Origin of the sequence: Streptomyces sp. NPDC002742, assembly GCF_042888885.1 — a bacterium.
GTDB lineage: Bacteria > Actinomycetota > Actinomycetes > Streptomycetales > Streptomycetaceae > Streptomyces.
Map to the genome: position 1 here is coordinate 59,909 of NZ_JBIAQF010000020.1, position 12,342 is coordinate 72,250.

The 12,342-nt window shown below is 70.8% G+C and carries 11 protein-coding genes; 6 read left to right on the top strand and 5 right to left on the bottom strand.

Annotated elements, in window-relative coordinates; translation table 11 throughout:
• Positions 1–284 precede the first annotated feature (284 nt).
• Both ACFYW8_RS30805 and ACFYW8_RS30810 read left to right on the top strand, forming a co-directional pair.
• Positions 285–2,639 (top strand): helix-turn-helix domain-containing protein, encoded by a 2,355-nt coding sequence (locus ACFYW8_RS30805; protein WP_389084188.1) that lies wholly within the window; start codon positions 285–287, stop codon positions 2,637–2,639.
• Positions 2,640–2,767: 128 nt separating this feature from the next.
• Positions 2,768–3,466 carry an alpha/beta fold hydrolase gene (locus ACFYW8_RS30810; protein ID WP_389084193.1) on the top strand — a complete coding sequence of 233 codons (699 nt, stop codon included), beginning with the start codon at positions 2,768–2,770 and terminating at the stop codon, positions 3,464–3,466.
• A 355-nt stretch (positions 3,467–3,821) separates the two neighbouring features.
• Here the strand turns inward: ACFYW8_RS30810 and ACFYW8_RS30815 are convergent, their stop codons facing one another.
• The 3 genes from ACFYW8_RS30815 to ACFYW8_RS30825 form a co-directional block, all read right to left on the bottom strand.
• A complete protein-coding gene (locus tag ACFYW8_RS30815; protein WP_365879683.1) occupies positions 3,822–4,145 on the bottom strand; it encodes a hypothetical protein in 324 nt (107 codons plus the stop codon).
• A gap of 464 nt (positions 4,146–4,609) precedes the next feature.
• Positions 4,610–5,158, bottom strand: coding sequence for a hypothetical protein (locus tag ACFYW8_RS30820; RefSeq protein WP_389084200.1), 549 nt, complete (start codon positions 5,156–5,158; stop codon positions 4,610–4,612).
• Between the two features lie 153 nt (positions 5,159–5,311).
• Positions 5,312–6,304, bottom strand: coding sequence for a LysR family transcriptional regulator (locus tag ACFYW8_RS30825; RefSeq protein WP_389084205.1), 993 nt, complete (start codon positions 6,302–6,304; stop codon positions 5,312–5,314).
• A 427-nt stretch (positions 6,305–6,731) separates the two neighbouring features.
• On the opposite strand from ACFYW8_RS30825, the gene ACFYW8_RS30830 reads away from it, so the two are divergent.
• The 3 genes from ACFYW8_RS30830 (at position 6,732) to ACFYW8_RS30840 (ending at position 9,699) form a co-directional block, all read left to right on the top strand.
• Positions 6,732–7,472 (top strand): alpha/beta fold hydrolase, encoded by a 741-nt coding sequence (locus ACFYW8_RS30830; protein WP_389084209.1) that lies wholly within the window; start codon positions 6,732–6,734, stop codon positions 7,470–7,472.
• Positions 7,473–7,598: 126 nt separating this feature from the next.
• Positions 7,599–8,522 (top strand): ADP-ribosylglycohydrolase family protein, encoded by a 924-nt coding sequence (locus ACFYW8_RS30835; protein ID WP_389084213.1) that lies wholly within the window; start codon positions 7,599–7,601, stop codon positions 8,520–8,522.
• A 475-nt stretch (positions 8,523–8,997) separates the two neighbouring features.
• Positions 8,998–9,699 carry a DUF4232 domain-containing protein gene (locus ACFYW8_RS30840; RefSeq protein ID WP_389084218.1) on the top strand — a complete coding sequence of 234 codons (702 nt, stop codon included), beginning with the start codon at positions 8,998–9,000 and terminating at the stop codon, positions 9,697–9,699.
• Between the two features lie 310 nt (positions 9,700–10,009).
• Here ACFYW8_RS30840 and ACFYW8_RS30845 read toward each other — a convergent pair whose 3' ends face one another.
• Positions 10,010–10,822 carry a metallophosphoesterase family protein gene (locus ACFYW8_RS30845; RefSeq protein WP_389084223.1) on the bottom strand — a complete coding sequence of 271 codons (813 nt, stop codon included), beginning with the start codon at positions 10,820–10,822 and terminating at the stop codon, positions 10,010–10,012.
• 795 nt (positions 10,823–11,617) lie between these two features.
• Here ACFYW8_RS30845 and ACFYW8_RS30850 point away from each other — a divergent pair.
• Positions 11,618–12,196, top strand: coding sequence for a hypothetical protein (locus ACFYW8_RS30850; protein WP_389084227.1), 579 nt, complete (start codon positions 11,618–11,620; stop codon positions 12,194–12,196).
• Here ACFYW8_RS30850 and ACFYW8_RS30855 read toward each other — a convergent pair whose 3' ends face one another.
• Positions 12,197–12,331: a hypothetical protein gene (locus tag ACFYW8_RS30855; protein WP_389084232.1), complete on the bottom strand. Its 135-nt coding sequence runs from the start codon at positions 12,329–12,331 to the stop codon at positions 12,197–12,199.
• Between the last annotated feature and the right edge of the window lie 11 nt (positions 12,332–12,342).

Sequence of the window (12,342 nt, forward strand, 5' to 3'; positions counted from 1 at the left end):
TCACTGATGGCCGCCTGTCTCCATGTGGCAGACGCGAACAGGCCGACCAGCGTGATGTGCTCGGGGAATCCGGCTGCGATCAGCCAGGGTGCAGCTTTGTCCGGTTCCGCTGTCGGCCCCTTGACCCGGACCAGGCCGTGGAGGAGTTCGGCGCGGTGGACGAGCTGGTTGTGGCGGTGGGCCAGACCGCGACTGCCTACACATCGCGGAGACAGGACATCAGGGATTCGGCACGGTCATCCCGTCCATTTCTACCGGGACTGCCGATATGTTCCCCGACGGAGATGAACGTGATAGAACCAGGCGGTCAGGGACGGTCTGAGGGGGTTCACCGGCTCGGTCGGCGGCCCCCCGCGGCTGAGAGGGAGTGGGGATCCATCACTGGGCGTCCCGGTTTCGGGGAGGTGCTTCGCGGCCATCGGCGCGCGGCACGTTTGACGTTGGAGCGGTTGGCCGAGGCGTCGGGGGTCAGCGCTCGGACTCTGTCGGACATGGAGCGGGGACGGAGCAAGGGGCCCCAGCACCGGACCGTGACCGCATTGGCGGACGCGCTCTCGCTTGACGGCGAGGCTCGCGCGGAGTTGGTCGAGCTGGCGCGCGACGGCCGTCTGCGGGATCACTGGACGCGTCCGAGTGGTCTGTGCGAACTGCCCAGGTCGGTCGAGGACTTCACCGGCCACGCCGCGGAACTGGCCTGGATGGGCGACCTGTTGCACGCCGAGAGTTCGCCGGGAGTCGGCGTGGTGGGCCTCATCACCGGCTCCGCCGGCCTGGGGAAGACCACGTTCGCCGTCCGAGCCGCTCATTCCGTGCGGGCGAGTTTTCCCGACGGGGTGCTCTTCCTCGACCTGTTCGGCATGTCCCAACAGCCGCTGGGCGCCGGTGACGCCCTGCGGTTCCTGCTCCGCGCTCTCGGTGTCACGGACCAGCACGTCCCGGGCGACATCCAGGAGCGTGCCTCCTTGTACCGGTCGCTGCTGCGGGACAAGCGGGTACTGGTACTTCTCGACAACGCCGCGTCGGAGGAGCAGGTGCGCCCGCTGCTGTCGGGGGGAGGCGCGAGCAGGACGCTGATCACCACCCGGCGGTTGCTCGCAGGGCTTGAGGGTGTCCGCAGACTCGTCCTCGGACCCCTGCCGACGCCGGAGTCCCTGGAACTGCTGACCGGGATTCTGGGCGAACGTGCCGCGTCCGACGAGGAGTCGGCTCTCGCCCGGCTTGCCGAGTTGTGCGGTGGTCTGCCTCTGGCCCTGCGGATCATCGCGAACCGGCTGGTGAGCCGGCCCGAGTGGGATGCCGCCGAACTCGCCGCCCGGCTGGCGAACGAGGAGCGCAGGCTGGAGCAGTTCACGGCCGGCGATCTCAAGATCGCCAATGCGTTCGGCATGTCGTACGAGCAACTCGCGGACTCCGCAAGACGGCTGTTCCGGCGTCTCGCCGTCACACCTGGCCGGGACTTCGACGCCGTGCTGACGGCCGTCGCCGGCGGAGTGCCGATCGAGGACGCCTGGGACGCCCTGGACGACCTCGTCGATCTCGGTCTGCTGCAGGACAGTTCCGCGGGCCGGTACCGCTTCCACGACCTGGTCCGCCTGTTCGCCCGTGAGCGCCTCCAGGAGGAGGAGCCCCCGGGCGGGCGGGAGGCGGTGACGGAGCGGGTGACGCCGTGGCTGCTGAGGATGGCCACGATGTCCGGGCGGTGGTTCGAACCCGGGTACGGCATCCCGGACCGGGCCGATCCCGGCCTGTCCGTCCCGTCCAGCGAGGAGGAGGCCGACGGGTGGCTTCGGGTGAACGCGGACAACTGGCTTGGCGCGATGCGGGCCGCGGCCGACGGGGGCCGGCACTCCCTCGTCCTCGACTGTGCCGAGTCGATGCACTGGTTCTCCGAACGGTGGGTGCACAGCCCGCACTGGCACGAGGTCTTCACGCTCGGAGCGGAGTCCGCCGCCGCCCTCGGCGACCTGGAGCAGCAGGCCACCCAGCTGAACTACCTGGCCTGGGTCCACTCGGTGCCGCCGGCAGATCCGCAGGCCATGCTGCGGTACGCGGCCGAAGCCTTGGAGTTGGCCGCTCAAGGCGGCGCCAAGGCGCAGATCGCCTGGTCACACGAGTACACCGCGGGAGCGCTGCTCCTGCTCGGACGAGCCGACGAGGCCATACCGCTCTCGTTACGTGCGGCGGAGACGTTCAAGGCCCTCGGCGACATGGACAGCTACGTCCAGACACTGGCCAATGTCGCCAACTGCCTTCGTGACGAAGGACGATACGCAGAGGCGCTGCGGCAATTCCGCACAGCGCTCGCTCTGATGGACGGCGAGGCCTCGGGAATGACACCGAGCGTGGCCACTCACAGCCGGCCCTTCGCGCTGATCCGCATCGGGCAGTGCCTGGGGCACCTGGGCCGCCGCGGCGAAGCGATCACCACACTCAGCGAGGGCATCGCCCTCCTGGACACGCTCCAGGTGTCCGACTTCCGGCACGCCGGGGCCCTGGAGACACTGGCCGTCCTGCTGTCCGAGGAAGGCCGGACCGGCGAGAGCCGCCGTACCTACGCGCTGGCGGCACGGGTGTTCGAGTCGATCGGTGACGCCCAGGCGGGCAACCGCTGCCACGCCTTGGCCTCCGCCGCGCCCTGACTCCCGCGGAACCGGCGGATGTCCGCAGAACTCTGCGTGCTGCTCTGCGTGTTCTCCGTCCCTTCGCACGGTTTGGATGGAGCACACCGGACAGGCATGAGGCCTGCCCCACCAGATCGGACGCGGCCATGGCAACCATCAGGAACATCGTGCTCGTACACGGCGGCTTCGTGGACGGATCGGGCTGGCAGGGGGTCTACGACCACCTGACCGCCGACGGCTACCGGGTGGCCGTCGTACAGAACCCGACCCTGTCGCTGGCCGGCGACGTCGCCGCCACCCACCAGGTCCTCGACAGCCTCGACGGCCCGGCCGTGCTGGTCGGCCACTCCTACGGCGGTGTCGTCGTCACCGAGGCCGGCAGCCACCCCGCGGTCGCGGCGCTCGCCTACATCGCCGCGTTCGCGCCGGACAAGGGCGAGTCGGTCAGTTCCCTGATCGCCGACCCGCCGCCCGGCGCGCCGGTTCCGCCGATCCTGCCGCCCAAGGACGGGTTCCTGTTCCTGGACCGGGGCAAGTTCGCGGCCGCCTTCGCCGCCGACGTCCCCGAGAAGCTGGCGGCGTTCATGGCCGACTCCCAGGTGCCCTGGGGCGTCGAAGCCCTCGAAGGGGCGGTCTCCGAACCGGCCTGGCAGACCAAGCCGTCGTGGTACCTGGTCGCCACCGACGACCACATGATCCCCCCGCCCGCCCAGCGCGCCATGTCCGAGCGGGCCGGGGCGATCGTCTCCGAGACGCCCGGCAGCCACGCCGTCTACGTCTCCCGCCCCGCGGTCGTGGCCGCCGTCATCGCCCAGGCCGCTCAGGGGCTCAACGGCCAGTCCTAGGACCGGTCCGGGCGAAAAGGCCGCAGTGCTGCTGCTGCGACCTTCCACGTCTCCACGATCAGCCAACCAGGCATCACCGCCCGTCTCTTCGAAGACGCCGCCGAATCCACCGGCTGACCACCTCCAGCCCACCGTGCCCCGGCCCTCACCCGACGGGCCGGGGCACCCTCATCGAGCGGGTGAGAGAAGACGGTCTCTCACGCCCCCTGCCCGGCATCTCGGACAGGGCCTGACCAACCGGCTCTACAACATGGATCTCATGACCGCTTGACCGCTTGACCACGATGGCCCCTCGGTGAACCGCATTCAAATCGGTTGCCAGGTGAGGGACTCGGCCGCCCGGAGTCGCGAGCCGCTACTTGGCCGTGCGGCCCTGCGACTCCCGCCGTCTGGCGGCCAGTGCCCTCGCCAGCACCTTCGCCCGGTAGGGGTTCGCTGCACCGAGGGCCGTCGCCACCGTCACCGCTTCGTCCAACAGAGCCAGCCGCCGCTCGGGCAACTCCCGTACCAGGGGCGAGGTGCTGGCTTCCACGAGTACGTACGCCAACTTCGACCCGTACACCTCCGGCTCGACCTGTGTCAGCAGGCGGTAGATCCACAGCCCCTCCACACCCCGCACCACTCGTCGGTTGGCGCTGAGCAGCTTGACCCTCGCCCGTACGACCATGTCCTGATCCACCGTTCCCCCTTCGTTCCCCTACTCTCCCGACCCGCGCCCGCCCCACGACGAGACAGCACAGCGAACGCGCCGACAGCCGAGAACGGATGCCGGCACGAACGCCGGAGAGTGGATGACGACGAGTCTGCGGGCGGACCACCACCTGCGACAAGCCCGATGGGACGTGCGCTCCGTCCTACCGCAAACGGCCTTCGAGCAGGCATGATGGACCTGACACTCCCCCAGGCCCGGCCCGCGGACAACCCATCGCAGTCGAGGTTCACGTTCTGCGGTGGCGTCCCGCGTCCTCAACCGCCCCAGAACGCGGCGGAGCGACGAACGCCGGTGACACAGTGCCAGGCGAACTCATAGGAACTGCCCGTACGTTCAACGCCCCGCGCCTGACATGACGTCTCGCGCAGGCGGCCGGTGCGGGCGTCAGCACGTGCGGCGGAGGGGCTGTGCCGGGCATCCGGCGAACGCGCTCACGGTTGAACGGGCTCCGCCGGGGGCCGGGCGGGGTCATGGTGAGTGCGGGCGAAGGCGTCGTCGGCACGGTGGACGACGTCGGGTTCCGGGGGTGCCGGCCACACGCTCAGGGAATGCTCCTCGACCGGGTCGTCGCCCTCGTTTCCCTCGCCCTCGTCTCGTCCGCGTGCCAGAACCCGAACGCGATACCAGCCCTCGCCGACGGTCGCGAAGTTCCCCGCCCCCTCCTGCACATCACCACCCCACTGGAACAGTCGCAGGTTTCCGCTTGTGCTGTAGATGCTCACGTCCACCGCGGTCTCCCACTCCGGCCCCGGCGGAGGAGGTTCCTGCGCGCACTGCTCGGTGGTGAGGCGTATCCAGCCGGTGTGCGTGCCGGCGAGGACCGTGAGGTGTTCCGGGCCTCCAGCCGCCAGGCTGTTGCCCCCGTATATGCGCCCGACCGTGTCCGCGTCGTCGTAGACGGTCAGGAAGTCGTCGCCCTGCAAGTAGTACTGGCAGTACGAGACGTGCATGCGATCCGAGGTCCACCGTGTGTATCTCATTCACCCGATCATGCCGTGCGCCACTGACACCCCCTCGAACAGGATCAGGGGAATCCGATGCGGCCGGCGGAGCCGGGTCCCCGCGCGCGCCTCCCGTCGCAGGGATGGCGATTCGGGAACCAGGAGTGGGGCGCCGCTGGTTCGCGTGAGGTGTCAGAGGTGGTCGTTGCGGTCTGCTGTGATGGCGATGTCAGCGTCGGGGAGCCAGGAATCCGGTGGGCGTTCGAGCCAGCCCTCGGTCACGCCGAGCGTTTGCGCGGCGTCGACAAGAGCTCTCAGCCCCGGGTGACGCAGGCCGCGGCGCCAGACCATGGAGACGGGAGCGAGCGGCACCGGGTCGGTCAACGGGCGCAGGGCCATCTCCGGCACGTCCGTAAAGTCGATGTTGGCCAGAACCGTCCAGCCGTGTTTGTGCATGACTCGTCTGAACTCGACCTTGCCCTCGATCTTCGGGAAGGGCGGTGCCAGCTTCACTCCACGGCCTGCGAAGAGGGTGCGCGCGTAGTCCGTCCACTCGGTGGTGTCCTCGTTGCCCGCGGCGGCGTAGACGGTCTCGCCGGCCAGTGCGGCCAGCGGCACCCGTGGCAAAGCAGTCAGCGGGTGACCAGGAGGCAGATGGACTGCCAGCTGGTCGTAGCGGATCAGTCGGTGTTCCAGACCCTCGCGGACAGCCGGCGGCAGCCCCGCGACGCGGCCGAAAGAGACATCCAGTCGGCCGCCCGCCATCTCGGACGCTGCCCGCGCCAGGCCGCCGTGGAACCGTGGGACGAACTCCAGGCCCGGAGCCGCCGCACGGGCCGCCTCCAGCACGGGAGGGCCGGTCGATCCGTTGCGGGCGACGACATCCACGACCAGGGGCCGACCGCTCCCGGAAGTCTGGGACTGCTCCAGCTCCTCGCTCAACTGTGCATGGGCGGACAGGACGTGACGTGCGACAGGCAGCAGACGGTTCCCCTCGAACGTGAGGGCGACGCGCCGGGTGTCCCGGTCGAAGAGCGTCCTGCCCCACAACTGCTCCAAGTTCCGGATGTCCCGGCTGAGCGCCTGCTGCGCGACGAACAGCCGAGCGGCGGCCCGGGTGAAGTGCAGTTCCTCCGCGACGGCCACGAAAGCGCGGAGCAGGCGAGGGTTGATGTCATGTCGCACGCCTCCATTCTCCCCAACCGACCTTGATTCACAACGGAATTGCCTGGATGCAGGAATAACAGGTGTTGGACGCCCCAGCGCTTCGTTGACGAGGCTGGCTCCATGTCAGATTGCTATGCGCCCGAGCCGGATCGCCGCCCCCCGCACGGACTTGTGCTCGCTGTCATGGGGGAGACCTTCGTCGTCGCCGCGTTACCGGGGCTCACTCGGCCAGAACCCGACGCCCACACCGTCCGACGCCCGAGCCGACTGCGGCAGGCGCTGAGACGCCTGGCCGCTTCCCCGGAATAGGGCTCCACCCCGGCGCGGCCGGACCCTTCCGGCGGAGCTGCCGGGCACGCGCGCCAGAAGCGGCTGGAACCTCCCCCAGGGGGAGGTCCTACCGTCCTGACCGACCGCACAGGCGATGTTTCGAAAGAGGTCTGTCATGACGACGTTTCTGCTGATCCCGGGGCTTTTCATGGGTGGCTGGGCCTGGGAGACCGTGGCCGCCGAGCTGACCGCGCAAGGTCACCGGGCGCTTCCCGTCACCTTGCCCGGCATGGCCGAACCGGCCGGGGAGGACTCCGCCGACGTCGGGCTGCGCGAGCACACCGACGCCGTGGTGGCACTGCTCGACGCGGAGGGCCCCGGGATCGTGCTGGTGGCGCACAGCTACGGCATCTTCCCCGCCCTCTCGGCTGCCGACCGGCGGCCCGGACAGGTCGCCCGGGTGGTGTTCGTGGACACCGGCTTCCCGGAGCCGGGTGAGTCGTTGGTGGCGCAGATGCCGCAGCTCGGCCTGCTGGAGCGCGCCGTCGACGGCGTCATCCCGGTGCCCGAAGAGATCCCGGCGTCGCACGCCGTGCCTCCGTCGGAGCGGGAGCGCTACCACCACCTGGCCACCCCGCAGCCGGTCCGGACCGTGACCGATCCGATCGAGCTGACCGGCGCCTGGCTCAAGCTCCCGACCACCGGGGTGTTCTGCCTCGCCAACGGCCTCAGCCTGGAGTTCGCCCGCACGCTGCACGGCACCGGCCTGCCTCGGTTCGCCAAGCTCGCCGAGCCCGGAGTCACCTTCTTCGAACTGGCCACCGGCCACTACCCGATGCTGTCCACCCCGGTGGAACTGGCCGACGTCCTGGTGCGCGCGGCGGCCGGCGAGGGCCTCGGCCTGTACGAGGGCTGACCTCATCCGAGTGCGGCCCGTCGACCGCCACCCCGTGCCTTCCCTGCTGTCCGGCAATCCGTTCGCGCGCTCAACCTGCCTACGGCGAGAATGACTTGGCCACCGATCCACTAGAGGAGCCTTGCCATGAGCAGTCCCCAGCACGCCCACGCCAGCCTGGACGGGCTCGTGATGGGCGACGCGTTCGGTGACAGCTGGTTCACGCGCTCCGATGAGTGCGCCGAGGAACTGTGGGCTGCGCGGAACCTGCGTCCCGTGCCGTGGCTGTGGACGGACGATTCGGCCATGGCGTTCGTCCTGTTCGCCCATCTGATGACACATGGGGAGATCCGTCCGGACGGCCTGGCACAGGAGTTCGCCGCCGAGTACGCCCGCGACCCGGCGCGCAAGTACGGCCCGTCCATGCATGGTGTTCTACGACGCATCGGCGAGGGCGCGGACTGGCAGGCCGTCACCACGGGCCAGTTCGGCGGACAGGGCTCCTACGGCAACGGCGCCGCGATGAGAGTCGCCCCGCTGGGTGCCTGGTTCCGGAACGACCTGACGGCTGCCCGCGAGCAGGCCCGGCTGTCGGCGCTGACCACCCACGCTCACGGGGAGGCTGTCGCGGGGGCAGTGGCCGTGGCCGTCGCCGCCGCCCTGGCAGCCGCCGGCGAGGGTCAGGACGCCCCGCCGCGCGCCGAGTTCCTGCGAGAAGTCGCCTCGCACGCGCCCGAGAGCGATGTCCGCTCCGGGCTGCTGGTGGCCGCGAACTTCTCCGAGCGCACTTCGGTGCGCCACGCGGCGTCCGTGCTGGGCTCGGGGACCCTGATCTCGGCTCCGGACACGGTGCCGTTCGCTTTGTGGTCTGCCGCTGGGCAGCCGGACGACCTGTCCGAGGCTCTCTGGCAGACCGTCGCCGGGTGGGGCGACCGCGACACGACCTGCGCCATCGCGGGAGGCGTCGTCGCGGCCCGCACCGGCACCGGTGGCGTCCCGGGCGCCTGGCGGCAAGCCCGCGAAGACATCCCCGGCTGGAGCAGGTGGGATCCTCGCGCAACGGTCCAGTAGGAACTGGACGGGCCGAGTCGGCCACCTCAAGCATGGCGACCCACTGCTCAGCGGTTGATACCGGTCCGTCCTGCGGGATGCGCGTCGAACGGGGGTCTCGATCGGGTGATCGCCACCGGCGGTCGGGCCGGGCGGGTTGAGCAGCGCATGCCACCAGCTGCGGTCAAGGTCCGCAGGGCTACGGGTCCGTCCCGGCGGACGGCTGCGGCGGCCCGGTGCGAGTCACCGGCGGGAACCGCCGTCCTGCCGGCCGGAGCCGTCGTTTCCGCTGGCAGACGGCTTGTTCCGGCACGCTGCGCCCGGTGGTGGTGCGCGTTGCTCCGAGCCGTGCGTAACAGGACTGTATTGGGGAGTAGTCGGGCGGAACGGTGCGCCGGCCGGGCGGCTCTTGGTGGTCAGAAACGTCCGCTCGTACCGAGTTGTACCCCCTCGTGCCGAGCGGTCGGCCCTGCCAACCGATACTGAGGAAGAAACGATGCGCGTCCACAAGCTCACCGTCGCGGCCCTGGCCGTTGCCGCGGGTCTCTCGCTCACCGCCTGCCAGAACGGCGATGGCGGCACGGGTTCGAGCAGCCCGTCGCCCGTGTCCACCGCGTCGTCGGCGTCGACCTCGGGCGGCGGCTCGGGCTCGGACAGTTCGAACCCGGGCAGTTCGGATCAGGGCGGAGGGAAGGAGTCCGCCGGAAAGAACTCCGGCGGGACGAGCTCGGGCGGGAAGGGCACCACCGCCGGGACCGGGTCCGACAAGAGCGGCGCGGTCGGCAAGTGCCGCACCGACGAGCTCGAGATCACGGCGAAGGACAACACCATCGACGGCGACCCCGACGGCACCGTCGCGGTGCGGCTGAAGAACCGCGGCGGCCGGGACTGCGCGATCTTCGGGTACGCGGGCGTCGACCTGAAGACCAGCGCGGGGTCACTGTCCGCGAAGCGAACGGGCGAGCAGGCCAACCATGTCGTCCTCAAGGACGGCGAGTCGACGGCCTTCGGCGTCAACTACCCGATCAACAAGTCGGGCGGCTCCGGTGTCCGCATCACGGGACTGCTGGTGACCCCGCCGAACGAGACGAAGACGGTCACCCTCACCTGGCCGGGCGCAGCCACGCTGCCGGTCACGGACGGCACCGGCTCCCCGGTGAAGGTCGGCCCGGTCGGAAACGCCGGCCAGGGCGGCTGACCCGTACGCCCTGGGTGTATCGACCTGCAGGGATGTCGACGCGGTTGACGGGTCGCATGGCAGGGGGCGAACCCCGGCCGTGTTCACCGTCGGGCCGACGCCGGTGGTCGCCCGGCTCGCCGGCTCCGCCACTCCGTGCAGGAACTGACCGCCCGCCCGTGCCCCGCTCGCGAGCAGTTGGTCGTCCCTCAGCTCGACCGGCCGGAGCCGGGCCTCGCTCACGAGCGGACCACCATCCGTCTCGCTGAAGGTCTCGCTGAAGGCACGCTCGGGGTACACGCCGGCCCTGTCGGGAGACGTCGGCGCGCGGTCAATTCACGAAGATCCGGGTCTCCGCCTCCACGACGATCTGTTCCGGATCGGGCGCGTTCGACAGGGTGTCCGCGTAGCGCTCCGCGTCCGGGTCGGCGGCGCGGTGAGCGCGCGCGACAGCGTCCGCGACGTCGTAGCGGGTGGTCCTGAGCCGGACATCGGGACCCAGCAACGCCCAGTAGGCGGTGCCCGGTTCACCCGTGTGGTACGGCAGCCCGACGCTACCCGGGTTCACGCTGCGCAGACCCGCCACGGCGCGGTCGAACTGGAGGTGCGCGTGTCCGGTGACCAGGACCCGCGCGTCGATGGCCCCGGACAGTTCCGCGAACCGTTCGGGAGGTGTCCCCGGCGTGACCAGTTCGTGGTCACTGCGCGGCGAACCGTGGCAGAAGTGCGCCGGTCCCAGCCCGTCGATCTCCACGACCACCCCGAAGGGAAGGCGGGCGAGGAAGGCGATCGCCTCGGGCGAGTGCTGTGCGGCGATCCACGACTGACGCGGGGTGTCGGCGACCCGCGCGGCCGTGCCGATCTGGGCGGCGTAGCGGTCGGCGTTGCCGCGGACGCACAGGGCGCGCCCGCCCAGCGCGACGATCCGTTCGTACGTCTCCTGCGGCTGCGGCCCCCAGGTCAGATCGCCGCAGAGGACGACGAGGTCGGCCGCGGCGACGTCCGGTTCGGCGAGCACCGCGTCGAGGGCTGGGATGTTGGCGTGCACATCGGAGAGCACGGCGACCCGGGCGACGGGACCGTACCGGCGTGGCGGTCCCTCCCAGCTCGCCGGACCGTGCATTTCGACGTCGCGGTCGGGCATCGGCGCGATTCCTCCTGGTGGTTGGGGCTTCATCGGTCGAGCGGGGCGGGCGCGTTCTGCGGCCCGCCGACGGCGACGGCCTGGGGTCCGGTCGCGGCAGCCCGGCAGGGCGGACCGCGCGACGGTGGGTGAGTCGCTTGCCGGGCGGTGGGCCTGTCGGCGGCCGGACTTCGTAGGGCGGACCCGCCACGAGTTCCGCGGCGGTCACGACGCGGTCCCACAGCGGGAGCCCGCCTTCCCCCGCGGACAGCTCCTCCACCCGCGCCGGCAGCGAGTCGGGGTGGCCAGGCGCCGCGACATGCCCGAGGACGCGGGCCGGGTGAGCCAGTGGGCCGACCGGGCGGCGTACGACTCGCCTGTCGCGGCGGCCGGTTCGGCGGCTCCGTGCGGCCCCGGGTCGGCGGCCGGCACCTCCTCCCGCCGTCCGGCGGCCGGGGAGAGCACCCCCGTGCGGCGCGCCAAGTCAGCTGTATGCAGGGCAAGTTGCGTAAGAGTCATGAAGCGTTCGAGAGCGATGGGCTGAGGCTACTTTCCATGACCGCCCACATCAAGGAGTGCTCCATGAGGGCATCGAACTTGACCGGGTGCGACGCCTCGTAGGCCATGCTCCTCAGCCGGGTGATCCAAAAGGCAGTGCCTGGCGCAGGCGGCGGAAGGTGACCCTGGCCGTCCTGGAGAGTCGAGGGAAGACGGAGCCCGCCGGGGGTGCCTCTGACCGGGCCGTGACCGTCTGCCATGCTGCGCGGGCAATCATGCGCAGACCGGCCGCGTAAGGCCGGGGAGGGCGGGACGGACATGACGGAATCCCAGGTGAGCGGGGCCGCGGCCCCAAAGGAGATCCGCTTCCGGCCCGGCGTCTGGCAGCGCGTGCTGCCCTTGCTCCCGCTGACCGTGGTCCTGGGGTCCGACGCCGTCCTGCGGGCGGTCACCCACCTCCCCAGGCCGACGTTCGACGCAAGGTTCCTTGCCCTGTGGATCGCGTGTGTGTCGACGCTGGTGGTGGCGACTTCGCGATTCGGGATCACGTTGACCCCGTCGGCCGCCCGGGTGCACAACCTCCGCCGCCGCACCATCCCGTGGGCGTCCGTGCAGGGAGTCGGCGTCGAGCGGGTCACGGGCGGCCGGGTCGTCGTGCTGTACGAGGCCAGCGGCCGCCGCACCCGGCTCCGGGCACCGTTCACCGCATTCCTCCAACGGGACCAGCGCTTCGAGGAGAAGTTCCACGTCATCGGCCAGTGGTGGCTGACTCACCGCGGCGCCGACTGGGTTGCCCTGCCGCCTCCCTGGACCGTGCCCTCCTGGGCGCCCCCAGCCCCGGGACACCCGGCGGCGCCCGGCGTACCGGCCGCCCCGCCGGTTCCACCAACGTCCTGATCAGCCCGCGAGAGTCGCCCGCCCCGACGGCGCGCTCGTCTCGACCGGTCCGAAGGAACTCGTCGTGGTGCCGGCGTCGTTGTCCGGTACGACGGCATGGACCGGTGGCCGTACGAGGCCGTGGTCATGCGCCATGACGTACGCAC